Consider the following 25,172-nt stretch of genomic DNA (forward strand, 5'->3'; position numbering starts at 1 on the left):
GCCTATCACTACTACAAATCACGGGGTGGTGAATAAGTGAGTGGTATAGTCACTACCTCTGTGAAAGGAAAGGATATCCAAGGGATCGGCAGACTCAAATTTGGTGAAAGGAGAGCCCTCGTGTTAAAAATTATTTATCCTAATTGTTGTGGTGAAGAATAGCATTTAGATTTCTATTTCTAATCGTCCAAAATGCGTGTTTTTGAAAAATAAAAAACCGCAAGACAGAGTCTGCGGTGGGGATAATCTATTTTGAAATTTTAAATAAAAAAGGAGCATTTAAGCCCCTCCTTTGAAATAACGGACATTTGGCTGGTCGGTGTACCCAGCATCTCAGATACCTTCTTCAAGGTGCGGCAGGAACCTTTCTGCCCTCAAATGTCTTTCGTTAATGTTATTCTAGCACTATCTATTTTTTTGTCAAGCTTTCTCAATCTACCCAGACTTAATACGACTTTGTAACTTGAAATCTTGTAAGCGATACATGGTCAGAACATAAAAGAAATCTCCACTTTTATGTAACTTGATGGAAACAAGAACATTATCATCAAATCTTTTTACATATTCGAAACTGGCGTCTTTCTCTCGTGGATTGACCCCGACGAAATCTGGGTTCCTTAGTATGAGTTCCAGGTCTTCAATATGATGAATCACATCATTGTGATGGCGTTTTATCATATGGCTTCTCAAACCGTCTTTGTTGACCTTTATGTCGCTCGCTTCAAGAACAATATCAAAAATTTCTTTTACTTCATCGGTAACCTGACCGATTGTTTCATGATCCATCATTTCCTCCGTTATTCCACAACTATTATATCACAATCATAGTGTATATCAGGATATATCAAGCTCTATTATTCGTTAGATACTCAATTTTAACTTTTCCCTTTTCCTTAAAATAATAGTATAATAGAGATAGAATTTAGAATCGAGGTGCACCTATGGCTGTAAAATTTACAAAAACTGATGACTTGGACAAGATGTTTGAGGAGTTTGCTAAACTCCCTGATTTGAAACAAGTCACTTTCCCTGATGACAAAGAGAAAAAAGCCAAAGCAGAAAAGAAAAACTAGATGACTGCTTTCCAACAACTCCCTTCTAGTGTGCTTCAGACTGGGGCTATTTTTCTCTCTATAATCATTGAAGCCCTACCCTTCGTTCTGATAGGAAGTATTGTTTCAGGGCTGATTGAGGTTTATATCACACCTGAAAAGGTTTATCATTTTCTCCCTCGAAATCGTTGGGGGAGAATCTTTTTTGGGACCTTTGTCGGGATGCTTTTCCCTTCTTGTGAATGTGGAATCGTCCCCATTATCAATCGTTTTCTGGAAAAAAAGGTTCCCAGTTACACAGCCGTTCCCTTTCTTGTGACAGCACCTGTTATCAATCCCATTGTTCTCTTTGCGACCTATTCTGCCTTTGGCAACTCCTTCCATATCGCCCTATTGCGAGCTCTGGGTTCCATCGTTGTGGCTGTGATACTTGGGATTTTTCTAGGATTTTTCTGGCAAGAACCGATTCAAAAAGAAGATCGGTCGGCTTGTCATGAGCATGATTTTTCTCACTTGAGCTCTGCAAAAAAAGTTTTTCAGGTCTTTGTGCAGGCCATTGATGAATTTTTTGATACGGGGCGTTATTTGGTATTTGGCTGTCTCTTTGCCTCTGTTATACAGGTCTATGTTCCGACACGGATTCTGACCTCTATCAGTGCAACCCCTCTTTTTGCCATCCTGCTCTTGATGATTTTAGCCTTTCTTCTTTCTCTCTGTAGTGAGGCAGATGCTTTTATCGGTGCTTCTCTTCTCTCAAGTTTCGGATTGGCACCAGTTATGGCCTTTCTCGTCATTAGCCCAATGCTGGATATCAAAAATATTCTCATGATGAAAAATTACTTGAAAGCACGATTTATCAGTCACTTCATTATGATTGTGACTCTTGTCGTCTTAGTGTATTCTCTCTTGATTGGAGTCATCCTATGATTCGATTTTTAGTTTTAGCTGGCTATTTTGAACTGACCATTTATCTCCATCTGTCGGGTAAATTAAACCAGTACATCAACATGCACTATTCCTATCTGGCCTATATTTCCATGGTACTTTCCTTTATCTTGGCAATCGTTCAATTGTATATCTGGATGAAGCAAGTCAAAACCCATAGTCATCTGAACAGCCGATTGGCGAAGGTGACGAGTGTTGCTCTTTTGTCCATTCCGATTGTCGTCGGCTTAACTTTCCCAACTGTTAGCTTGGATTCTCAGACCGTTTCTGCCAAAGGCTACCATTTTCCTTTATCAGAAGGCACGGATCAAGCCATTCAGACCAGTGAAGGAACGACAAGCCAATATTTGAAACCAGATACCAGTTCTTATTTTTCAAAAGCAGCTTATGAAAAGGAAATGCGAACTGCGGCGGATAAATACTTGTCCCAAGATAGTATTCAAATCACGAATGAAAACTATATGGAAGTCATGGAGGCTATCTACGACTATCCAGATGAATTCGAGGGCAAGACAGTCCAGTTCACAGGCTTTGTCTATAACGACCCCAGTCATGCCAATAGCCAATTTCTATTCCGCTTCGGCATTATTCACTGTATCGCGGATTCAGGTGTCTATGGATTGCTGACCAAGGGAAATACCCGTCAGTATGAGAATAACACCTGGATAACAGCCAAAGGAAAACTGGTCAATCACTACCATAAAGAACTCAAACAAAACCTCCCAACCTTGGAAATCGATAGCTTTACAAAAGTCGATAAACCAGAAAATCCTTATGTGTATCGCGTGTTTTAAAAAACGAGATAAAAACATAAAAAACAAAACGAACAAGTTCTCTTCTGAATGACAGAAAAAGAGCCTGTTCGTTTTTTGTTATCTGAGTATTAATAATTTTTAGATTTAAATCTTATAACATTTTAAGTAATGCAAGTAGCTCATTGAGAATAAGCGAGCCACTCATTAATTAGACTAGCGATTTCTCTAGGTGCTTCAGTATAAAGCTCATGGCCATAGTTCTCTAGAAAAATAGTATCAAAATAGTCTGGCAATTCTTTTACGGCTTCCTCTCTCCATGTAGCTTCATTAGGATAGCGAGGACTGATAAACAAGGTATTTCCCACTTCTCTCTTAAAAGCTTGTATTTTCCTCCGTAGGCGGAGTATCGCTTCTATATTTTCATATTTTATAGCTAACTCATATCTATTATACTTAGAATTCCAGTGATATGACTGTCTTACGGCTTTCTCCATATTTTCTGACCAATGCTTTGCTTCAGATTTTTCTTTAGAAATAAGAAGAGCTAAGTCTGAAACGACTTGAGATTCAATATAGTTTTTTGTTTCCTCTAACTCTGTATCTAAAGGTAAAATCTTATCTAAATCTAGATAGCCACCATCCAAAAGAATCAGTTTGGTCACTTCATAAAATTCCGATGCAAGATAACGTGCCAAATCTCCTCCAAGAGAATGACCTATCAGACAGATAGATTCTTCCTCTACAATCTCATTTTTAAACCATGATTTCAATTCTGTTTCATCTAGAAGATGCTTTTCATAGGGATTCAGAAAACAGACCTGCGAATCTATCTCTTGAAGAAAATCCTTGCTATGATAGACATTGCTTCCCAAACCGCCAATAAAATATATTTTCATTCTCTACTTAATACTATGCTTGTTCATCTTTTGTTCAAAGATAGTTGTGATAATCTGACGTAACTCTTCGCGTTCTTTTTCTGGAATTTCACCACTTGTTTGAGCTGCAGCGTAGAGTTCAGGGTGTTCAATTGAAATGCGTTTAATCGTGCGTGTCGTAGCATGTTTTCTGACGAAAAATGGGATTCGCTTAATCAAGTCTTGTGGTACTAGAGCAAGAATCTTTTCAGCAGTTTCCTTGTCACTAATCTTAGACGTAGTCAGCCCCTTCTTAATCATTTCCTGTTCTTTTTCTGTAAAATCTTTTAATTCCATTCGATTAGTCCTCCTATTTTCTTTAAGTTAAATTATATACCAATTGTAGCAAGACGACAAATAGTCTGTTTGTAAAATCTTCTCTATACTACAACTTTCCTGTCGCTCATAATTGCTCTTTAATAAAAAATCACAAATCCTTTTGGAGAGATGACAAGCTGATTCTCCAATTCTCGGCAATTGCTTGCTAATGCTACGGTTTCTTTCTCTAAAAGATAATCTTTTGTTGATTGGTTAAAGATCACTTTAAGGACATGTCCTTCGTATTTCCACTCCAAGGCAACTACATCTTGTTTGATTTCTTTTAGGCTATACTTACCATGCTGAATGGTTGATAACGCTTGTTTTCTAATATTAATCAGCTTCTTCATAAAGTTCAGCATATCATTATCACTTGAGACGCGTTCCCAAGGCATACAACGACGGCAATCTGGATCTGGACCTCCAGTTAAGGATAACTCTGTTCCGTAATAGATACACGGTGTTCCTTTTTGTAGAAAGAGAAAGGCTAAGGCTGATTTGACCAGTTGAACATCCTCATTGGCCGTCCACAAGATTCGCTCTGTATCATGCGAATCCAAGAGATTAAACATAACTTCTGAAATCTGCTGCTTGTAATACATAGATTGGTCATTGATTTCATCGATGAACTGGTCTGTCTTCTTAACTCCTCGTAAGAAATAGTCCTTGATGCTATCAGATAAAGGATAATTCATGACCGCGTGGAACTCATCTCCATTTAGCCAAGGCTGAGACGTATGCCAGACTTCTCCTAAAATATAAAGATCAGGCTTTTTAGCTAGAACTGTCTTGCGAAAATCCCTCCAAAACTGATGGTCAATCTCATTAGCCACATCCAAACGCCAAGCATCGATATCAAACTCTTCAATCCAATAAGTCGCAACCTTTAAAAGATAATTCTTGACCTCTGGATTGGCTGTATTTAGCTTAGGCATATAGTCCTCGAAACCAAAAGCATGATAGGGTAAATCTCTCTTATTGGCTAACTTTTCAGTTGTCACTGGGAATTGTTGTATATGGAACCAATCTTTATAAGCAGATTGCTCACCATTTTCGATAACATCTTGCCATTGAGGCGATTGCGAACCAATATGATTAAATACAGCATCTAGCATGATTTTCATGCCACGCTGATGCGCTTGTTCGACCAGCTCCCGAAAGGCCTCCTTATCTCCAAAATGATGGTCGATTTCAAAGTAATCTGTCGTATTGTACTTGTGATTGCTCGTAGATTGAAAAATGGGACAGAGATAAAGACCTGTAATACCCAAGTCTTGCAAGTAATCCAGATGGTCAATAATCCCCTGTAAATCACCACCAAAGAAATCATCACTATTAGGTGTGATAGAGGAATCCCAGTCTAAAGTCCCTTCTGGGTTTAATAGAGCATTTCCGTTGGCAAATCTCTCAGGAAATATCTGATACCATACCGTATTTGAAACCCAGTCAGGAACCTTGCAGGCATCAATCTCATGAAGATAAGGCAACTTAAATCCATTTCCAATAGCATGAAGATTTTCTAGAGAATTTTCAACGCACCCTTTATCGCCATACAAGATGCTCTGGCCTTCTGTATCCGTGAGTTCAAAGAGATACTGGATACGTGCAAAGTCAACTGACACTTCAGCCTGCCAATAATCAAAGATGGCATCAGAAGTTATCTTGGCCATTTTCTTTGTATCTTGATAAAACTCCTCCATAAAAATAAAAGGGTCCCCATAGTGCAAGTTGATGATTTCAATGTCCCCTTTCTTAGTTCGAATCCGAATATGAATCTTCTTATCCTTATAAAGATAGGCGAACTCCGACTCAGACCTATGGTAAATAGCGCTTAATTCCATCAATTTGTCTCCTGATTTACTTGGTTGCATTTAAGACGCAAACGTTTTCATAATTGTGATTCTAGTATACTACTTTCGTATTTTATTTTCAAGGCTTGTCCGTAGATTCTAGTGGTTTGGTTCTATAAATAAAAAAGCAGCCAGTCTTACAACTTGCTACTTTTCAAATGATGATTTACAAATGTCTTTCCAGCCACTCAATTTTTTTAAAATCCTTATTGTTATTGTGCTCATTTCGATAAGAATCTTGGGAAGAAGCCTTGTAAATACTTAAAAACTGTTCTAAACTTGGAACGCGAAAAGTGATGTTCTCAAGATGAATCAGCTCTATATCCGATTCCGAAACTCCTGCAAAATCAGGTAAAGAATCGATACTTCCAAACTCAACACTCAGGCAATCTTTTTGGAATTCATGCTCATGAATATCTATTAAGGCGTAGCCTAAGTGTTTCATCACTTTCATTATCTTGTCCCACTCATAAATTCTGAGATGATCGGGTGCTTCCCAACCTCTAGGATCACCAGGCACATGAATGTCAATGTCAGACGGCCTCCATTCTTCATTTGATCGGTATTCAACCCCCAAAGACCCCATGAGCGTCGGAGTGATTCCGACTTGGTTTAACTGAGAACAAATTGTTCGAAATTCATCAAATAGAGAATTCATTCCTCCTCCAATCGTTGATATAGAACTTAATTTCGTTGTGAATAATAAACTAATTTTTACCTTCTACTCTTTCGGTTTTGAAAATACTTCTACTCGCTGAGATAGGACTTTGATTTCTACAGGTAGGTTATCCGATTTATCGCCGTCAACATCTGACTCCAATTCACTATCTGAAGAGATCTTAATATTACGCGCTCTGATATACTCGATATTGTCATTTGAGACAACATCTCCTTTTAGTAAATCAGGAATAACGGATAATTTAGAGAATATAGAAGCATCTTTTAGAATCAAAATGTTGGCATAGCCGTCTTTGTTTTCTTCAAAGATTTTCTTATCAGCGAAGTAATTTGTCAAGAGAACCAAAACATGGCTAGCTTCACCAACATAATTTCCATTTTCTGTCTCAACCTTAATGTTAAAGACCTGATCCGTCATAACGGACTTCATGGTATTTACAGCATAGGCTAGAATACCGAATTTTGTCTTGTCCTCGATTTCAACATTGTGAATCGCTTCAGGAAGAGAACCGATACTAAAGATATAACCAAAATAATTGTCATTCGCTTTACCGATATCAATCTTATTGGTTAAGTTGAAATCCAGTTCATCAATCGCGCCATCGATGTCTTGATTGATTTCCAACAGTTTTGTAATGAGGTTACCCGTACCGCCTGGGATAATCCCTAACTTAGGAATGTAGTCTCTCTCAGCAATACCTGAAATAACTTCATTGACAGTTCCATCACCACCAAAAACAACCACTGCATCGTACTGCTCACGAGAAGCTTCTTCAGCAAAATGTGTTGCATCCAGAGCTTTTTCGGTAATTTTGGTTTCTACGTGCTCAAAATATTCTTTTGCTTTATTCTCCAGCTTTTCTTTATAATCCAAAGCCTTTTCCCCACCAGAAGTAGGGTTGATAATTAACATTACCTTTTTCATTAATTTCTCCTTAATTTTAAATAGAAATGTTTACATTTCGTCGTATGCAAGTAAATGTAATCCTATTATACAATGAAAATACAGAAAAGAGAAATCTGACGTACTGGAGATTAATATGATTTTATTCTATTTTCCCATCGCCTAACTACATCCTTTAAGGGTTCATCCAAGTAAGAATAGGCCTCATCCTTTATCCAATCAGGAATACCATAAGCTGCCTCTGCTATGCTGCCAGTAATTGCAGCTAGAGTATCACTGTCACCACCAAGTGAGATGGCATTCCTTATCGCATCTTCGAAATCTGTACTCTCAAGAAAGGCGATAATGGCTTGAGGGACCGTTTCTTGACATGTTTCGTTAAAACGATAGTTAGGACGGATTTCATCTAAAGTTTGAGATAGATTGTAGCCGTATGTCTTCTCTATATAATTCTTAATCCGTCTTTTACATTCTGTATGATTGTCATTAATTGGTTGCTCGTATTCTCTACAATAATCACCAAAGTAAAAACGACACAGAAAGATAGCATCAGCTGTAGCCATAGCGCCTTTGACACCTTCTGGATGATTATGAGTTACCTCTGCAGAAAGACTCGCAAGTCCTCTAGACGATGGCCACGTACCGGTTCTCTCATAGACATCACAGTCCATGACCCAAGCACATGGAGAAACACGCATAGCTGATCCATTCCCAAAGCTATTATAAGGATCACGGTTATCGCTCTTTAGCCATGCATTAAACCGAGCACCGTAATCAGCATCCGGATACATTCTGCCATATTTCTTCATGGCGTCAATGAAGTCGTCTTTTTGTCCACCATTCATAATTGCTTCTGCAACAGCACAGGTCATAACCGTGTCATCTGTAAAAAAGCAGTCCTTCCGAAATAAAGGAAAGTCCTTCGTTTTGATATTGTTCCATTCGTAAACAGAACCGACAATATCTCCAATAATTGCTCCTAGCATAAGATTCCTCCTTGTGAACTATTAGCTAAAACTGACATTTTTACTTACCATACTCTTTTATTTTGTCAGCATATTCAGTCAAAAGATTCTTTGAATAAACTTTTTCATTCTTTGAGTCTCGGACTTCTTTCCAAAGAATAGAAGCTACTTTTAGTTTGTTCGAGTAGGTTCGACTATTTTCGTCTGCACAGAAATCCTTTAAAAACTGATTCCATTGACAAACCGAATGATCATACTTAGCATAATCTGAATTTCCATAATAGACTTTTAGCATATCTTGGATTGTAAAACTCAAATCATTTTCTCTTTTTACTTTTCTCCAAGCTGTAGCCATATCAGCAGTAAATTTAAATGGCGAAACACCTGTTAAAGTTGAGAAATATTCTCTAAAGTGAGTGTTAAAAGAGAATCCACATTCAAACAAGGCTGTATCTAAGCTAATAACTTCTACTTGTTTCTTTTTCCTTTTTATTGATGACTTTTTAATCAACTTCCCCTTAAAGTACTGCTCAATAATATCATTTAGTTCCTGTTTTGTCCCTCTATATTCAAGTCCTAATGACTTGCATATCTGTGACAGTTCATCACGATACCAATAGTATTTATTAAACTCATCAAAGGATGCGATTTTATCAAACTCAGGTCTGCTTTCTATCAATATAACACCTCCTTAAAATCAATTTAGGTTGTCATAACGAAATAATGGAGTTTTAGTTTCATTATTTTGAGGATTACTACGTTTCACTAACAAGATTACACATTCAACGGTTCGGACTTACCGTATCATCCATGAAAAACAATCCTCAAGAAATAAAGGAAAATCCTTCGTTTTGATATTGTTCCATTCTTAAACAGAGTCTACAATGTCTCCAACTATTGCTTCTAGCATCCGTTTCCTCCTTATGGCATATCAGATTCGTTAAACATTTCTAATGAATCACTCTTTAAAAATGGCACCACCAAATTAATCCACTCATGAGGCTGGTAAGCTGATAAATAGCCGTGATTATAGCCCTTTGCTTCATACAAAATTGTATTTGAATTTAGCTGATGAAATAATTTCGCTGATGCTTTCACACAGTTCAATTCTTTTTCACCATAAATATAAAGAACCTGCGCCTTGCTTGCAGAAATCGTGTTCTTGAGCTTGTAACGCCCCATATAGGTTTTGTAAATTGTCACCAATGTTTTGACAGGCGTCCTTGGCAAATCTTCCAAATAATAAGCTTTTATTTCCTCTGGATAAACCAGTTTAGGATAGAGTTTGTTCATCATGCTTAACTGAAGTTTGCAAGAGAATTTATTGAACATTAGTTTACCAAATAGAGACACTAGAAAAATGCTGATTTTAGCTAAACTTGGTTGAGGAATACAGAGGCTTCCGTCTATGATGGCCTTCTTAGCAATTTCACTGTCTAAAGACAAAAGCTCCATGGCAATTTGACCACCAAGTGAAACACCACCGATTGCAAACAATTTCCCACCACAGTTTGCTTTGATATAGTCTAGAATCTCCAATGCAGAATCTTCAGTAGAAACATAATCAAATTGATATTCCTCGCCGTGGCCATTCAAAGTTGGTAGAATAATACGGTATTCTTTTGACAAGATTCGTGCTTGACAAAGATAATTCCACCAAGAACTGCCACCACCATGTATCAGTATAATAGGAGGCAAATTCTTATCACCAAATTCATGGAATTTCATGTTTAAACTCCTTGCTGTAGGACTTTCACTAGATAAATACTTGTTAAATCAGTTTGAATAAGCAGTGATACCGCCTCAACGTGTGTTAATATTCTTCTTTTATACTAATAAACAAAAGGCATTGAAAATCATTTTAAAATGATACTGTGGAACGGAAAGATTTTCTCCAGTTCCAAAAGAAACGACATTCATCACTCCACTTTAAATTATAATAGATAATTCTCTAACATAGATCATCTAATTAGCCAATCGTTACTTTCAATAATGGATATACTAATCTAAAGTTAAAATTACTTTTCCTTACTAATTCTATTACTAGCCAATATTGTATAAATCAAATAACCAATAAAAATGATGATAAAAATAACATTAATTTTTAACACAAAATAGAGATTTAACAAATTTGCGAACGCATGAAATAATAGACAGTACCCCACAGATTTCGTTTGACGATAAAGAAGCCCTAAAACAAAACTTAAAAATAATGTATATATAAAAAATAAAATAAAAGGAAATCCTTGATGGCTTTCTCCAACTATAAACCATAAAGGCAGATGCCAAATTCCCCAAATTGATCCTACAATCAAATTAGATTGCCAATAAGTATATTTTTTATCAAGTAACGGTTGTAATATACCTCTCCATCCTAATTCTTCATGTCCACCACCAAAAAAAATTAATTGTATAAAGAATAGTGGCATCAGATAAATGGATACTCCGTTTAATTCTAAGGAAGATACAGAGAATAGTATCAAAATTGCTAACAAATGAATAGTGAAATAAATACTACTATTTTCTTTCTTATTAAATACAAAATGTTTAAATTTTATATTATTACTTTTCAAATAAAACACACTTGCAATAGCTGGTCCAAGTGCACCAACTATATGTAATATTCTCCCTATAAACGTCTCTAATCCAAAAATATGAGATTGTGTAAATAGAGCAAGAAACCCCCAAGCTATATAAGTAATTCCAAATGTATAATAAAGATAATTTTTTAAATTCTTTTTGTCAATTTCTGTCATTTTATCTTCCTAATCTTGATTATTCTACGTATAATATTTTTTTACTGCTTCTTAGTTGCTCTCGATTATAACTACCTATATTCTATCATAAAAACACAAAAAAGCCTTACAATCAAGGCTTTTCATTATTCATTTCGTCAATACTTTAGTTTCGTAGATTCAGATTCGCATGATTAAAACTAGTCAATTTTCTCAATAATGTTTCCAAGTTTATCTAATACAAGACATGAATGATCATTTAGTGGAATTATGGGAACATTAACGAGTTCTTCAGCTCTATCCTTATTTGCTTTATCATTCCATGAATCATAATGGACACTAATTAAAAACTGACTAAAGACTCCTAATCCATTTTTTATCTTTATCTGATGATCTAAATTATCATTAGGTGAGACATAGACTTTTTCTCCTAATAATAGGGCTCCTGCAGAAAACCCTATAACTTTTGCCCCTTTATTAAGCATATGATCGATATAATTTTTGAACTCCTGATTGACATAAGTAGATATATATTTTTCCGTATTTCCTCCACCGATGATGATTAGATCAGCATCTAAATAGATATCAAAATCAATCTGCTCAGTGTCCAAAAGTAAGTAATCAGTGTTTAGATTAGGAAATTGACTTTGGAAAACTTCCGTGTACTTTTTCATATAGGGTTGCCAATTATCTCGAAAAACTGTAAAAATAACAATTCTTTCAATCTTGCTTGATAATACAATTTTATCAACAATGCTATGTTTCTTTATTGGGGGATTCCCACCCATCAAAAAAATTTGTTCTTTCAAGTTAACACACTTTCTAAAGATACATAAAGTTTAAACAAGTTTATTCACGTTTTGAAATTATAATTTTTCTTAAAACATATCATTTTATTATTGACTGACTATGATCGCACCAGCAATCATACATATGCAACTTGCTCATCATTGTCCAAACCAGTCTTAATAACATCTCCAACATCCATAATATTTTTTAAACCTTAAATAAGATTTAGATAAATTTATTTGTAGGTTAAACCATCATGAAATGTCAATTCACAGATAGTTTTACTTATATATTTATACAGTATTTTTGTATTTATAAATCATCCTCTTAAAATCTCGTCTATCTGCTCCGCTTCGATTTGTTTTTGTAAATCATCAATTTTTGTTTCAATATAGTTTTTATGTTTTATCCACTTTAAACCTATAAAATTTGGTAACAATGATTCGAGAAATTCAATCCAAGCTGAATACATAGGTACTACACTACCTGACCAACTCCAAGAAGTAGGTGTTAATGGTATTTTTTCAAAGTCTTCAAACAACGGATTATTCTCAAGAAAGAGCAAGATATACTCTTTTTTTCTTTTGATCTCTAATTTTGACACAACTGAAAATAGGCAATACATTTTTGCTTTATCATTGCAGAATCGTTGAATACATTGTCGAATCCACATATCTTGTCTTTCTAACAGCTTTTTCTCATTTTGCTTTGGCAATAATAAAGATTCTAAAAAATACGGTACTGACAACCTAGAATATTGATAGTTTCTTATCAACTGCTCAAAGATTTTATTATATATTTCTACAAAATCGTCCAAATCAAAAAAGCAACAATGCTTTTCTTGATGGTCGCTAAAGGAGTTACTATTTATTAAATAATCTATATATTTGTCCAGTATAGAAGGTCTAACCGAATATATTTCCTTCAAAAATTGTCCGTCATAATCATGATCTTTATCATATGACAACATAGCATAGTATATTTCTTCAAGCAATTCTAAATTGCAATTAAATTTTTGAATCACTTCCCTTGGTGTATTATGATGATAATTAAATAACAAGCCAAAATAAATATCCACAATAAAATAGGAATACTCTTTTTTATCCAAAATAATTTTGCAACCTTCTATTAATGCTAATTCATCTATTGCATTATACTTATCCAGAAAATCTATATCACGCATTGATGATGAGGTAATATATCTGTCAGAAGTATCTTTCAAAAAATCATAAAGTCCTTGTAAATGTTTATCTGTAATTAATCCCAGCGGTAATTCATGATAATATGCATATGTCCAAGCATTTTTCTGACTATATTCTTCACTAATAATAATTTCATACACTTCTGAATCGGATAATAATGAAAATAAATTGTCTACTAGATGGTATGGATGTAAATTGTTTGGTGTATCGTTTTTGATATAATATTTAATTGCATCAACATACCAATCTGCTTTATCGGAAATAGCATCAAAGGCAATGCCTAATCCTTCACCGACCTCCCAATATGAATGGTTATCTAGCTCAGAAATACCGTTGCAAACATCAATTAACTTCTTAAATATCTGTAAATCACAATTCAAAGTGTAATGATTAATTGATTGCTGCTTTTGTTTTCTATTTTCTTCATAACCAGTTTCTTTATAATCTGGTCCTTTAAGAAGACAATATAATTGAAAGCCCTCTCCTTCAAAATATTCAGAAAACAAGGATTCACAAGAATAATTCATTCTGCTAAAAACTTGCACTATTTTGTCTGCTAAAAGGCAATTTGCCAATTTATCTGGTGGAAAATTTAACTTCAAAATTAATTCAATATATTTTAAATCAAATTGTAAAACAGGAATGCTTATATCGTCAACAATGCCACCATAAGAACTAAGAATTCCCCTAACTTTTTCTCTATACTTTTCAATTTTACTCAAAGAAGTTAACGATTCCCAAATGAACTCACGATATTTTTCAACATCTTTAGATATAGTTAGCGGAATCTGATATATGGTTATTGCATTCTTTCGTCCTTCCTCCGCTGGAGAAAAATTTAACTTCAGAAATTTTTCTGCTATCTGCAAAAAAAAATATTACAATAAATTCTTGTTTCCAATTATTTGAATATTCTATTATTTTTTCAAAAAAAGTTATTTGAGTATAAAAACTATTACGAAAAGAAGCCCTCTGAATACCAAAATATATATTAACTGCATGGTAAAATTCCATAAATAAATCTGGTCGCTTTAGATAATATTGAAAAAACAAATCACAAGCGGTTGGCAAATCAGTCATATCTGCAAATCCACCAAGAATTTTAATGATATCATTTTCCACATGTTGATAATTTTTTCTTTTTTCAGTATCTATATCAATCCATTCACAAATCACTCTTTCTTCAGATTCAATTTCATTTTGCAAGAGCAAAAGTGTTTCCGTAGGATTAATGCGAAAAAAGACTTTTACAAATTCAAAGAAGATTGGCGATTTTTCTGTTGATAATTCATCCCATAATAACTTTATTTCTTTCTCAGCAAAATTTAAAAGTGCCTTATTTTTAAAAATATTAAGTAACGTATTAACAGAAGATACAGTTCTCTCTCTGTAACTTGAAAAGCAAGCTTTAATCATTTTCGACAAACTAAGTAATTTTTTGTCAAAGAAAATATATTTTAACAAATAATTAGACAAGCATTGATCAGAAAAACGAACAGCTTTATCATTACAAATATCGACAATCTCCCGCTCGTGAAGCATACGGATATTTTCAATAAAACTATCTCGATTTAACCCTTTTTCCTGTAAAATTGGTAAAAGTGCATCAATATAATCTAAATGAATTGCTTCAAGAAAAGCAATTATACCAGAAGTTATACACAGATTTTTGTCTATAAAAAATTGATTATTTTCTAAATTAGAACCATAATAATCTTCATATAATTGTGACACATCATCAATAGACTCCAAACGATTTGAACTGCATGCTACTTTCCCAGCAAGTATAGCAATACGAGTATTTCCTTCTGCAATTCTTATAATTCGTTCTTGATATTCTGAATTCAAAATGCCCAATGACGCTTCAAGTAATTCCTTAATTTCATTCTCTGAAAATACATTTACATTCACAATTTCATAAGAAGTGATTGCTCGAACATCGTTTATCACTTTTTGAAGTGCATAATCTCTTACTGTAATAAGTATTTTTACATTATATCCCTCTGATTTCATACTAATGTATCGGATAATATGCTGCAGTCCTGACAATTGATTGGCATCATCAATAAAAAGAAAATAATCTCCTGGTTTATCTAAAAAAAGTTTTAAATCCTCGTATATTGGTAATGCATTACTATGAATACAGTAAATCTTTTCATTCTTAGCATCTGTATGTTTTTTTACATAATGCAAAGCTAAACGTGTTTTCCCCGTACCTGATGAACCACTAAGTATAACAACATCCACTTTAAGATAAGCATTGATGATATCTTGAAATTCTTTTTCTCTGAATAGAAATTTAGTGTCAATTGGAGCAGCCATTCTATTTGCATTGTAACTATTAATAAATTCATCATATGATTGAATTTGATCTGTACTTATTGATATTCCCAAAAAATCACGTGAAAGATTATGATGGAAAAGATATATATCTTCTGCAAGCTTATCAATTCCAATAATTACAAGCTTAATTCCAACATCTTCACACAGTTTTTTTACTTCACTATCTTGAAAGGGTGTAAGGTTTGATGAAGTATGACAATAAATAATTTCAGAGATTTTGTCATATGGAACACCTATCTTTGCTGTATCAAGACATTTTTCAAGGTCATCCCTAATTTTTGCAAATAAGTTTGTCCTTTGAGTTGTGTATTCAACAAAAACATACTTTTCATTTGATGCAATAAAATATGTATCAGGTGTACCTAAAGTAGTCTTACGTGTACCTGCTTCTCCACCAAGAGATACTATACTCGGATAGCCCGTTTTATATAAATAAGAATCACAAAGATTTTGAAATGAACCTGCATCCAGTTGTAGTATTTTTTGTTTAATACTTTCAATATTAGCCACTGTCTATAATCCCCCTATTGTTTTAATATTACAACATCTTAAAATGCTTAAACGCATCCAAAATAGCTTCTTCCTTTTCAATTGGACACTGTGGAACTTTCTGATTCTCATTTTTTGAAATATTATAGTGTTCCCTAACCTCTAAACTATGCTTTTTCTTCACTTGTGCAATATAAAGTGTCGATACTTTAAACCCAAACATTTCAAAAACATAGTTTTGAATTTGTTTATATGTTGTCTTACTTTCAGCACTCGTTAAATCAATATACATCGGAAGTTCCACACTAATATATTTCTTAGAATCTAGTTTGGAAAGCAACACAATTGTCTCAACATGATGCGTTTGCGGGACTCAAAAGGTTTGGGGAACCTTTTGAGGATTAACTACGTTTCTCCAACAAGCTTACACATTCAACATGAACGGTCAGAAGTATCATTGTATATCATTTGTATCATGGCATATAAAGTATCGCTCTATTTTATTGATGGTTTTAATATCGCTCTTATCATCGCGAGCCATTCAAAACTGCTCCACAAATGAGGAAAGTACCATTTTGGACTATTCAATTGTCAATGTGCTTTCTTAACCTAATACTTTGTGGAGTAATGGTCTTCTTTATTATCCACTCGACCTACAAGGTAATCTAAACTTACATTATAAAAATCTGCAAGTTTGATAAGGTCATCTATAGAGATTAATCTGGTACCTGATTCCATTTTAGAATACGCTGATCTTGTACAATTTAAGATTGTTTTTGCAACATACTCTTGTGTCAAATCAGTATCCTCGCGTAAATCTCTAATCCTTTTCAACATCCAATGTCTCCTAAAACAAGTATAATATAGTTATTTTCTTATTTTTAAATATGTGACAAATTGGCACATGAAACTATTCTATATATACTTTTTAGGAAACTATTTACTCTAAATGTATCTCATTTTCCTTAATGGATTTCGTATTTTGTTTTTTCTTATATTTCTTTATTGTTTTATTAAACATTTCAAATAAATTTATTGCTTCTCTATGTTGTTCCTTCAGTGTTTCAATCTTTCCTTTATATATGTATAAATCCTTCTCTATTGTATCTACTGAACTTTTACCTTGAATACTATTTTCTAAATTGCTAGAACTATTTGTCGTATCTTTCAACAATACTTCCTCTAAACTAGTTAAATCATTAATTTTATTTTGAACTTGTTTAATCATATTCTCTAGATATGATATTTGGGCAATGAAATCCTTGGTTATATCTTCAAAAGCATTCGGACTATTTTCCACTGATATAAGAAAATCTAATTGTTCAATTTTTTCTTTAATTTTGCTAAGAGGAATTCTTCTATACATATACTGCGGTTCATACTGAAGATTAAATTGCCTAATCAAAGTTTTACCTTTCATAAAGCGATTTTTTTCTGCTGAATCTTTATGGTATACATAGTAAGAACTAGTTTCTCTGAGAAATACTTTAACTTTTTCTTCTTCCATATTGATTTGAATATTTGGTACAAAAATAAGTCCTTCTTGTCGGATGCCAAAATGTACCTTAATGTACATTCCATCGTCTACTACTTCTTCTATTTGATTAAGATTCAACTCTACCTCAAACTCATGAACTGCATCCCTATTTCTCTTGAAATCTTGATAGGATTTCCATACCACCTCTTCTGTCGGCAACTTTTTTTCTTTAATTAGCTTTTCTTCATTGTAAAGTTCAACTAAATTTTTATTATCTAAGACAACAGTTTCATTTTTGTTATTAAAATAGTCTTGAAAATAACTAACACTATACAGATTCGTTTTTACCAATTCCTGCTCTGAAATCATAATCTCATCAAATTTAAATTGAACATGTTTTTCTTTAGGAATTATTTCTAATCCAAAAAATTCTGCTCGTTGAACCAATTCATTCATATTCTTCATTTTCGGAAGTAAAAATTCTAAGATGTTTATGATTTCCCTTTGAACAAACTTTTTCTTAAAATAAGTTTCATTATAAGGTTGTTTTCTACTCAATTTACTATCACGTACGACTTGCTTCATATTTGAATCAGTCATAAAAAAAGTAACATGCTTGTGTCTAAAATCAATTTTTAAATGTAAAGCTTTTGCTTTTTTCTTGAAATCTTCAAAATTTTTCGAGTTCTCGATTAGAAAATATACTCGTTGTTTTATTTCATATTTGTAATTTGTTTTGCGATAGACTTCATACTGACGATGCGAATAACGATTTTCTATAATTTTTGCCCCTGCAATTTTTGAAAGACGATCAGAAACCATTCGTAGATTATGTTCTGCCTTATAATCCCATAGAAACTTTTTATCAGAATTCTGATCAATTGAATTTAGGATGATGTGATTGTGGATATGATCTTTATCCACATGAGTTGCTACAATGAAACGAAATATACCTCCTGTCAACTCTTTAACTGTCTCATAACCAATCCGATTGATTTGTTCAGGAGTGAGATGGTCATCTGGAGAAAAGGACTGAATGATGTGATGAGAATGAATTTTTCGTTGATTTACTTCTCGCCTATCATAACGAAATTCATAAAGAGTATCATTACTTAAAAAATTATCATTGTACATCTTCACTAGTTCTTTATAACTTGGAAAATCTAAATAATTTCTCATACCAAAATCTGAAACTAGTGTTAGGTTTTTTGTTTTACTTGGATTCAAAATATATTTAATTAATTTACAACGATAATTTTTTCCATGTATCGCAAAGTGTTTAGTGATGACCATAAAATTTCCTCAATTTTTCAGATTGGATAAGAAAATCTTTCTCCACTTCTACTATTAACTCTTCTATACCTTTTCTCAATTCATCTAATTCAACTTCCGTTATTAAGTTCGAATAATTTATGCTTCTGGCTATTTGATTAATATTATTTCCGATTCGTTTTAATTCAAAAATCAAATCTTGATAACTATTTGTATCAATGGTGATAAAATTCATACCAGGATCTAGTAGAGTTCGTCTAGCATATTCTGAGAATGATAAGCAGTTACTTTTTGAGATATTTTCATTCAATTTGACTAATTCTAAATCAGATAGAAAGACTTTTTTTAAATTTGTTCTATATCGGTGCTCCACTCTACTACCTCATGTATTTGTTACGAAAATCTTCACTAAGAGGACCTGTTTTTTCTACCTCTTTAATTAATTCCTGAATACAAGTTAACAAAATAGAAACATTTTCGTGAGTAACCTGATGATTTGTTTTAGCAATTATGAATACTTCATGAACATCACGGCTAATTTGTTCCAACTTTTGTTTTTTCCAAAGGTTGAACCATTTTTCCATCTGTTTTTGTCCATCAGACAATAGTAAGCTTTTACGGAGAAAATCAGAAAAATTATCCTCTCCTTTCTCTTTCATTAAATCTAGTATTTGTTTTTCTTCTGTTTCTGTTAAGCGAAATTGTTTCCGAATACTACGTATATCTCTTTTCATATGACTTTTCCACCCTCATCGATACCTGTACTGACAATGTAAGCTTACAGACACTGTCAGTACATTTTTCAAAATAGATTCAACATTTTTGTAAGGCTTTGCGAGCTCAGATATTGTGTCCACAATATCCCAAAAATCATATCGCCAGCCTATCAAAACCTTCTAGTTTTGACAGCCAACGATAAGAAAACTTGGTGACTTCGCCCCCAAACCCCCATAGAAAATCAAAAATTGATTTTCTATGAATGATATTAGGATAACAGGGAAGATTTGGAAAAGGTATCACAGCTAATATAGTTATGATTGACTTTCTCTGATTCTATGATAAAATTTCTGTAAACTAATATTTGGAGAAATAAAAATGCTGAGTCTAGATCAAATACATTTACTATTGAATACCCCCGAAGATGAGTTTCATGATTTTAAACAAAAATGGCATCATTCAAAAACTGAATTGGTGCGTGATATCTTAAATTTTGTCAATACATCACACCACGAAGATTGTTATATCATCTTTGGAATTGATAATATCACTTTAGATATAATCGGTGTAAACAATGATGATAATAGAAGAAATGAAGAAGATCTAACAGATTTACTACATAAACTCTTTATATCAACAAATAATCAAATTAAAATTAGCATACAAACTGAAACTATAGACAACAAAGAAATTGACATCTTAATTATTCATGATACAGATAAAGTTCCTGTATTTTTAACAAAAGATTATAAGCCTAAGAAAGATACTGCATTACCAAAAGGATTAATATATGCTAGAAATGGCCCTATAAATACTCCTAAAGACTCCTCTGCTCCTTTTGAGTTAATAAATAAGTTGTTTCAAAAGTTTAATCATACTGACTTAAATATCAAAGAGCAGTATTTTCATGTTTTAAAAGACTATAAAAATTGGTTCTTCATTGAAAATGAAGACGGAAGATTTTTTATTTATAATCCTAATCCCGATTTTTATATTAAACTTACCGACGATGATGCAAATCGTGTCAAAACTATGCCTTATAGTTTAAATCAATATCAGACTAATATTGATTGGCAATTAGTACAACTTCGATATCGTCATCTTACAATTGACGAATGTATGGCTATGTATTTAGATCAAGGTAATTGTCTAGTCCCTTCCCCTGAAGTAGAAAGTTTTAAAATAGATTATCAGGAGACTATTTATTATCACTGTTTATACAAAAATACTTTAAAGTACCAATTGCTGAAAGTATTTTCTTCAATACCTGGTCTCGAAAAATATCCTTTAGATAGATTTAAAAATAATATAGTAATTTATGATGATAAAATAGAATTGGGAAAGACTCACAACTTAATAAAAAGTAATTTTTCAATAGAAGAGATAATGAAGCAACTAGTCGTTTCAAAAAAAGATTTGAATTTGTACTTTAAAAAGGCGAAACAAAAAAATCCTGACTATAATAGTCAAGAAAATGAAAAAAACTTAACTGAACTAAACTTAATTAAGTTATTAAAAAGTTTTCAAAAAAGTATATCTTGATAATCTACTATCACATTTTCAACTACTCAAACATGCAATACAAGGCATAGGAATTAGTTTATTTAAAAAAATTAATTCCTATACCTTAATCATTATTAATCAACAACATCAACTAAACTAGATTGAATCAGTAATGAATAGATTTCATTAATCTTTCTATTGTTTTGCGACCTATTATTTCTCAATTTACAGTACGTAAAGATTAGATAACTTTTTGCTCTTGAAAGTGCGACAAAGAACGCACTTTTATCTTCTTCTGGTTGATCATTAAAACTCCAGAATGCAGAATCCTCCAGCCCTAAAAAATAAACTGCCTCATATTCTAATCCTTTACTCTTATGGATAGTCATAATTGGAATTGAGTTTTCACCCTTGAAACTAGAGACTATATCTAGCCATTCACCTTGTGTTTGAGAATATTCTTTGTATAATAACTTTGAAAAGTTCTTGACAATGATATCTAGGTCACTTTTTCCATTGTATGTTGAAAAATTGGAAATAATTCTTTTTTCATCTATTTTTTCAATAATACAATCAATTAATTTTAGCATACCTTCTTCATTGGGAATAAAATTTGAAATTAGGTAAGTAATATCGCTAACTATATTGTCAATCTCCTTATAGGATTTTGCTAAAATTAATTCATCAGTAAATTCATCTATTCCATTGATATTTCCATAAAAATTACTAATATTTTCCCAAATTAAAGGATCTCGTTTTCCTTGACTGCATGATATTAAATCTAATAATAGGTTACAAGTAGGGTCTTTTAAAAGCTCTTGATATTCATTTTCAATTCTTGCTTTAATCCCTTTACTGCTTAATGTAGTTATCAATTTTGAACTATAATCATCAACCTTCTGTTTTGCTAGGATACAAATTTCTGATGGTCGTATACCTCCTTGAATTTTTGATTCTATATCATTTGCAATTAACTCAGCTTCTAAACTTTCATTTTCAAATTCAAATAATGTTATTTCACCCTCTTGAAATTCTGGATAATTATTTGTCTGAATAGAACTGTGATTACTATTTAATATCTGATGAACCTCTTTTTGAAATTCTACAAGTTTAGGTACAGAACGGTGATTCATCAACAATTGATATTCATTTGAATTAAAGTCTTGAATATAGTCTGGAAAAATATCAGGATTCGCACCTGCCCATCTCATAATGGCTTGCTTATTATCTCCAACTGCTGTTAATTTACAAGACGAACCTAAAAAACAAGTTTTTAATAAATTATACTGGGCATATGTAGTATCCTGAAATTCATCTAGAAATACAAAATCGTATGTCATTTGAAGCGCTTTACGAATATATTCGTTTGTATCTATTATATGAGTAGCCAACTTAGTTATTTGTCTATAAAGGAGAACAGGCTTATTATCCAGTGCTCCTTTTAATAAGTCAGTTTTAAACTTGTGATTATACCCATCGTTAAGTATGATGTTTTCGACATAACTTCTTATATCTGACATTCTCATCCCATGAACATTAATGTCATTTTCATAAAGTGTTTCTTTTATAACATCCCAATCATCAATCAAGTAGTCTCTTGCTGGTCTTATATCTTCAGGGAGAGCATTTCTAAACTGATCTAAAATTCTCTTTTCAAATGCTGAGTAGGTTAAAGAGGTAAATCGAGAAGCATACTCCTCACCATACCGTTTTTTCACTCTTTCTTTCAAGTTTGATGCGGCGTCTGTCTTAAAACTTAGTGCTAAAATTTTTTTCGGAGAAATACATTTATTTGTAGAGAAAAGATAGTCTAACTTTTGAGCCAATAATTCAGTTTTTCCCGCACCGGGTCCAGCAATGACTAGACTGTTGGTCACATCCTTGACAGCTCCTAAAGCAGCCTCCTCTAAATCAATATCTCCTTTAGGATGCCACTCTTCACTCCTCATCATGTTCAATATCTCCAAGTAATTCTTCAGCACGTTTAACCATTTTTTCAAACACAGGAGGTAGAAATCTTTTTAATTCATCATCGCTAATAGATGATAAAAATTGCATATGAGTTGTTGGTTTTCCTCTACCTAAAAAGAAATATTGATACCAAATCATTAGTTCCTTTTCCTCTTCAGTAAAACTATCACCTGACCCACTCTTATCTTTTAAAGTAGCTCTTATTGCTTCCTCTTTACGTTTGTTGAAACCTTCTAACTGCAATCTATCAAGACAGTCTAAATCACTCAATTTCACTTTTTTACTACTTCCATCCGAATCATTATATGAAACAACTGGTCCTTCTATTGTGGATAAAGTATTCAGATAATGGTCTTTATAATGTTGTAGCATCAAGAAATCAATATCTAAAGGCGATGAAAAGTAGACATTAAATTCTTCGAGTTTATTAAACCAATTAATCAGACGTTTAGCTCCTATTGATTCACACCCTCGTGACCCAATTTCATTAAAATCAAGTTCCTGAGTATTGAACCATTCTTGAAACTCTGTGTTCAGCTCATACAGATGTTGAGAAATGTATTTTATTCTTCCCCAACCACCTCCATATCTCTCATTATCAAAATCCAATATGGTAATATAAGGAATTTTGAGAGCAGTCAATAATTTCCAAAAATAGTTAACATGCCTACCTCCTAAAGGGACCACTGAAATCTGAGAACTATCAATTTCCCGTCCAAGTAAATCAAAAAACTTTTGTAATAGTAGCTCCTCACTATCACCTTCACCTAGAACTACTAACTTGGTAAAATATAGTTCAGGATAAGCTTGAATTGCTCCCTTAATGTATTTATAAGATTCATCAATAGCTTGAGGTAGCTTTATATCAGAAATAGTGGTTTGGCAAACTCTGCCATTATTGTCAATTCTTAAATACTTCAAATCTTCTGGTGAAATCCTTTTTACAATTGCTGGAGAATGTGACGTTAAAATTACTTGAGAGTTATCATTATTACTTAATTGTTTGAATCTTTTTACGAGTTTTCCAATATGATGAGGAGCAATATGATTTTCCGGTTCCTCTATTGCTAAGATAGTTAGTATTGGAGGAACCAACTTAAATCTTGGATTATCAGGATTCTCTTCACGATCTTTTGTAATTGTTAATTCAATATCAAGTATCGAATTAACAAGTGAAAAATAAAAGATAGATCTTAATCCATCTCCTAAATCCGAAACCGTAAATGCTTCTTCAGTAGTTGTTGGTGAAAATTTTAAGTCGATCTGTCTGAGGGCTACCGCCAACTCAGAAGAATTAATAGTTAACTCTGCCTGAGAGAATCGTTTATCTTCATGATACAGTACCCACGATTTTTGAATCCCTTGGTTGATCTTAGCTAATGCTCCATTGTCAGATAAAAAAGTATTATTCACCTCACCAATTTTATCGGTAATTTCCTTTATTTCATCTTCAGTCCAATTTATACTATTTACTAACCTACTTAACATACTACCAGAAGCATTCCCCAACTCCTTCTCAGGAGTTCTTGAAGCTGGTACATAAAGTACCCTAATTTTATCTAAATCATTTCTAGGAGCACGATGCCTGTCCTCATCTTTAATGATTTCTTCATCAGATGAAATATAATAGATTTGAGTATCAACACTTCCTTCAACTGTTCCATCATCTTCCCAGGAAGATTCTAATCTGATTCGTAAAAAAGGTTTTGCACCATCTTGAGAAACTGTAAAGTGCTCGAAAAATGTTGGAATGGCTGGTCCATAGACAGTTCCATCAAGTTCATCAAACTCAAAAATAGTTTCTATAAAAAGATTTCTTGTGTTTTCACCAGGTCTTAACCCTTTTGGTAAATGAAAATCACTTTTTCGAATGATTCTATCACTTTGTTTATCTGAAAATAATTTACTCAATGCCTGTAATACAGTTGTCTTTCCTGAACTATTATTCCCTATCAGTACAGTTTGATTATTAAAGTTAATTGCTTGACACTCCCCAAAAGATCTAAAATTATTAATAACCATTTTTGTTAACTTCATTACTTGTCCTCGTTTCCTAAATTCAATTGTTTTAATTTTAAGTGCTATTTTCCACCTTCAACATATCTTCCTCAACCTTACTCTATTACCCAAAAAGGCATCATTGAAGAGTGACAGATGCTTAACCTTGATCTATTTTTCAAGCATAGACACATCTTCTATGAATTCCTGGCAAATAGTGTCTATAAATTCTGTTGAAATGGTACTTGTTCCGTTTTTATAACAGCTAAGGGCTATTGACTAAAATTTATACAAT

General features: G+C 32.9%; 23 protein-coding genes and 2 pseudogenes. 4 read left to right on the plus strand and 21 right to left on the minus strand.

Features of this window, described 5'->3' with window-relative positions; all coding sequences use genetic code 11:
- Positions 1-435: 435 nt before the first annotated feature.
- Positions 436-786: a PBECR3 domain-containing polyvalent protein gene (locus tag N8M16_RS00975; protein ID WP_000349514.1), complete on the minus strand. Its 351-nt coding sequence runs from the start codon at positions 784-786 to the stop codon at positions 436-438.
- 155 nt (positions 787-941) lie between these two features.
- Between N8M16_RS00975 and N8M16_RS00980 the strand changes: the two genes are divergently transcribed.
- The 3 genes from N8M16_RS00980 to N8M16_RS00990 are packed head-to-tail and all read left to right on the plus strand — an operon-like array spanning position 942 to position 2,791.
- Positions 942-1,073, plus strand: a complete 132-nt coding sequence (locus N8M16_RS00980) for an SPJ_0845 family protein (protein ID WP_004234728.1) — start codon at positions 942-944, stop codon at positions 1,071-1,073.
- Positions 1,074-1,979 (plus strand): permease, encoded by a 906-nt coding sequence (locus N8M16_RS00985; protein WP_261069487.1) that lies wholly within the window; start codon positions 1,074-1,076, stop codon positions 1,977-1,979. It begins immediately after the preceding gene.
- Positions 1,976-2,791: a TIGR03943 family putative permease subunit gene (locus N8M16_RS00990; RefSeq protein ID WP_064276085.1), complete on the plus strand. Its 816-nt coding sequence runs from the start codon at positions 1,976-1,978 to the stop codon at positions 2,789-2,791. Before N8M16_RS00985 ends, N8M16_RS00990 begins: the two co-directional genes overlap by 4 nt.
- Positions 2,792-2,931: 140 nt before the next feature.
- Here N8M16_RS00990 and N8M16_RS00995 read toward each other — a convergent pair whose 3' ends face one another.
- The 18 genes and pseudogenes from N8M16_RS00995 to N8M16_RS01080 all read right to left on the minus strand — a co-directional run bounded on the left by N8M16_RS00995 (position 2,932) and on the right by N8M16_RS01080 (position 19,422).
- A complete protein-coding gene (locus tag N8M16_RS00995; protein ID WP_261069488.1) occupies positions 2,932-3,648 on the minus strand; it encodes an alpha/beta hydrolase in 717 nt (238 codons plus the stop codon).
- A gap of 3 nt (positions 3,649-3,651) precedes the next feature.
- A complete protein-coding gene (locus N8M16_RS01000; RefSeq protein ID WP_000420556.1) occupies positions 3,652-3,963 on the minus strand; it encodes a hypothetical protein in 312 nt (103 codons plus the stop codon).
- Positions 3,964-4,082: 119 nt separating this feature from the next.
- Complete coding sequence (locus N8M16_RS01005) at positions 4,083-5,825, minus strand: glycoside hydrolase family 13 protein (protein ID WP_261069489.1); 1,743 nt, start codon at positions 5,823-5,825, stop codon at positions 4,083-4,085.
- Positions 5,826-6,000: 175 nt separating this feature from the next.
- Positions 6,001-6,492 carry a phosphoribosylanthranilate isomerase gene (locus tag N8M16_RS01010; protein WP_084887979.1) on the minus strand — a complete coding sequence of 164 codons (492 nt, stop codon included), beginning with the start codon at positions 6,490-6,492 and terminating at the stop codon, positions 6,001-6,003.
- Positions 6,493-6,555: 63 nt separating this feature from the next.
- The gene (locus N8M16_RS01015; RefSeq protein ID WP_261069490.1) at positions 6,556-7,437 is read right to left on the minus strand and encodes a diacylglycerol/lipid kinase family protein; all 882 of its coding nucleotides are present in this window, start codon (positions 7,435-7,437) and stop codon (positions 6,556-6,558) included.
- A gap of 110 nt (positions 7,438-7,547) precedes the next feature.
- Complete coding sequence (locus N8M16_RS01020) at positions 7,548-8,402, minus strand: ADP-ribosylglycohydrolase family protein (RefSeq protein ID WP_261069491.1); 855 nt, start codon at positions 8,400-8,402, stop codon at positions 7,548-7,550.
- Positions 8,403-8,442: 40 nt separating this feature from the next.
- Positions 8,443-9,060 carry an SAP domain-containing protein gene (locus N8M16_RS01025; protein ID WP_261069492.1) on the minus strand — a complete coding sequence of 206 codons (618 nt, stop codon included), beginning with the start codon at positions 9,058-9,060 and terminating at the stop codon, positions 8,443-8,445.
- A gap of 135 nt (positions 9,061-9,195) precedes the next feature.
- A pseudogene (locus N8M16_RS01030) lies at positions 9,196-9,291 on the minus strand (ADP-ribosylglycohydrolase); the annotation flags it as partial.
- 11 nt (positions 9,292-9,302) lie between these two features.
- Positions 9,303-10,109, minus strand: a complete 807-nt coding sequence (locus tag N8M16_RS01035; RefSeq protein WP_261069493.1) for an alpha/beta fold hydrolase — start codon at positions 10,107-10,109, stop codon at positions 9,303-9,305.
- Between the two features lie 290 nt (positions 10,110-10,399).
- A complete protein-coding gene (locus N8M16_RS01040) occupies positions 10,400-11,137 on the minus strand; it encodes a CPBP family intramembrane glutamic endopeptidase (RefSeq protein ID WP_261049649.1) in 738 nt (245 codons plus the stop codon).
- Positions 11,138-11,316: 179 nt separating this feature from the next.
- Positions 11,317-11,925, minus strand: coding sequence for a Type 1 glutamine amidotransferase-like domain-containing protein (locus N8M16_RS01045; RefSeq protein WP_261049650.1), 609 nt, complete (start codon positions 11,923-11,925; stop codon positions 11,317-11,319).
- Positions 11,926-12,224: 299 nt separating this feature from the next.
- Positions 12,225-13,829, minus strand: coding sequence for a hypothetical protein (locus tag N8M16_RS01050; protein ID WP_261069494.1), 1,605 nt, complete (start codon positions 13,827-13,829; stop codon positions 12,225-12,227).
- A 46-nt stretch (positions 13,830-13,875) separates the two neighbouring features.
- Complete coding sequence (locus N8M16_RS01055) at positions 13,876-15,960, minus strand: nSTAND3 domain-containing NTPase (protein ID WP_261069495.1); 2,085 nt, start codon at positions 15,958-15,960, stop codon at positions 13,876-13,878.
- Positions 15,961-15,988: 28 nt separating this feature from the next.
- Positions 15,989-16,309, minus strand: a pseudogene (locus N8M16_RS01060) (hypothetical protein); the annotation flags it as partial.
- 239 nt (positions 16,310-16,548) lie between these two features.
- Positions 16,549-16,776: a helix-turn-helix domain-containing protein gene (locus tag N8M16_RS01065; RefSeq protein ID WP_261069496.1), complete on the minus strand. Its 228-nt coding sequence runs from the start codon at positions 16,774-16,776 to the stop codon at positions 16,549-16,551.
- 103 nt (positions 16,777-16,879) lie between these two features.
- The gene (locus tag N8M16_RS01070; protein ID WP_261069497.1) at positions 16,880-18,709 is read right to left on the minus strand and encodes an SAG1250 family conjugative relaxase; all 1,830 of its coding nucleotides are present in this window, start codon (positions 18,707-18,709) and stop codon (positions 16,880-16,882) included.
- Positions 18,696-19,061, minus strand: coding sequence for a MobC family plasmid mobilization relaxosome protein (locus tag N8M16_RS01075; RefSeq protein ID WP_002933308.1), 366 nt, complete (start codon positions 19,059-19,061; stop codon positions 18,696-18,698). The genes N8M16_RS01070 and N8M16_RS01075 overlap by 14 nt, the downstream gene beginning before the upstream one ends.
- 4 nt (positions 19,062-19,065) lie before the next feature.
- A complete protein-coding gene (locus N8M16_RS01080) occupies positions 19,066-19,422 on the minus strand; it encodes an SAG1252 family conjugative relaxosome accessory protein (RefSeq protein ID WP_261069498.1) in 357 nt (118 codons plus the stop codon).
- A 361-nt stretch (positions 19,423-19,783) separates the two neighbouring features.
- Here N8M16_RS01080 and N8M16_RS01085 point away from each other — a divergent pair, with 361 nt between their 5' ends.
- Positions 19,784-20,947: an ATP-binding protein gene (locus tag N8M16_RS01085; protein WP_261069499.1), complete on the plus strand. Its 1,164-nt coding sequence runs from the start codon at positions 19,784-19,786 to the stop codon at positions 20,945-20,947.
- Between the two features lie 95 nt (positions 20,948-21,042).
- Here N8M16_RS01085 and N8M16_RS01090 read toward each other — a convergent pair whose 3' ends face one another.
- A complete protein-coding gene (locus N8M16_RS01090) occupies positions 21,043-22,860 on the minus strand; it encodes a UvrD-helicase domain-containing protein (RefSeq protein ID WP_261069500.1) in 1,818 nt (605 codons plus the stop codon).
- Positions 22,847-24,916, minus strand: a complete 2,070-nt coding sequence (locus tag N8M16_RS01095; RefSeq protein WP_261069501.1) for an AAA family ATPase — start codon at positions 24,914-24,916, stop codon at positions 22,847-22,849. Before N8M16_RS01095 ends, N8M16_RS01090 begins: the two co-directional genes overlap by 14 nt.
- Positions 24,917-25,172 lie beyond the last annotated feature (256 nt).

This window comes from Streptococcus mitis (assembly GCF_946188375.1).
Taxonomy (GTDB): domain Bacteria; phylum Bacillota; class Bacilli; order Lactobacillales; family Streptococcaceae; genus Streptococcus; species Streptococcus mitis_CX.

Bases quoted from the DNA above. Each gene is read 5' to 3' on its own strand.
- N8M16_RS00995 (WP_261069488.1), bottom strand. From the start codon at position 3,648: ATGAAAATATATTTTATTGGCGGTTTGGGAAGCAATGTCTATCATAGC.
- N8M16_RS01000 (WP_000420556.1), bottom strand. From the start codon at position 3,963: ATGGAATTAAAAGATTTTACAGAAAAAGAACAGGAAATGATTAAGAAG.
- N8M16_RS00980 (WP_004234728.1), top strand. From the start codon at position 942: ATGGCTGTAAAATTTACAAAAACTGATGACTTGGACAAGATGTTTGAG.
- N8M16_RS01040 (WP_261049649.1), bottom strand. From the start codon at position 11,137: ATGACAGAAATTGACAAAAAGAATTTAAAAAATTATCTTTATTATACA.
- N8M16_RS00975 (WP_000349514.1), bottom strand. From the start codon at position 786: ATGGATCATGAAACAATCGGTCAGGTTACCGATGAAGTAAAAGAAATT.
- N8M16_RS01010 (WP_084887979.1), bottom strand. From the start codon at position 6,492: ATGAATTCTCTATTTGATGAATTTCGAACAATTTGTTCTCAGTTAAAC.
- N8M16_RS01080 (WP_261069498.1), bottom strand. From the start codon at position 19,422: ATGAAAAGAGATATACGTAGTATTCGGAAACAATTTCGCTTAACAGAA.
- N8M16_RS01035 (WP_261069493.1), bottom strand. From the start codon at position 10,109: ATGAAATTCCATGAATTTGGTGATAAGAATTTGCCTCCTATTATACTG.
- N8M16_RS00990 (WP_064276085.1), top strand. From the start codon at position 1,976: ATGATTCGATTTTTAGTTTTAGCTGGCTATTTTGAACTGACCATTTAT.
- N8M16_RS01070 (WP_261069497.1), bottom strand. From the start codon at position 18,709: ATGGTCATCACTAAACACTTTGCGATACATGGAAAAAATTATCGTTGT.
- N8M16_RS01005 (WP_261069489.1), bottom strand. From the start codon at position 5,825: ATGGAATTAAGCGCTATTTACCATAGGTCTGAGTCGGAGTTCGCCTAT.
- N8M16_RS01065 (WP_261069496.1), bottom strand. From the start codon at position 16,776: ATGTTGAAAAGGATTAGAGATTTACGCGAGGATACTGATTTGACACAA.
- N8M16_RS01085 (WP_261069499.1), top strand. From the start codon at position 19,784: ATGCTGAGTCTAGATCAAATACATTTACTATTGAATACCCCCGAAGAT.
- N8M16_RS01015 (WP_261069490.1), bottom strand. From the start codon at position 7,437: ATGAAAAAGGTAATGTTAATTATCAACCCTACTTCTGGTGGGGAAAAG.
- N8M16_RS01090 (WP_261069500.1), bottom strand. From the start codon at position 22,860: ATGATGAGGAGTGAAGAGTGGCATCCTAAAGGAGATATTGATTTAGAG.
- N8M16_RS00985 (WP_261069487.1), top strand. From the start codon at position 1,074: ATGACTGCTTTCCAACAACTCCCTTCTAGTGTGCTTCAGACTGGGGCT.
- N8M16_RS01095 (WP_261069501.1), bottom strand. From the start codon at position 24,916: ATGAAGTTAACAAAAATGGTTATTAATAATTTTAGATCTTTTGGGGAG.
- N8M16_RS01020 (WP_261069491.1), bottom strand. From the start codon at position 8,402: ATGCTAGGAGCAATTATTGGAGATATTGTCGGTTCTGTTTACGAATGG.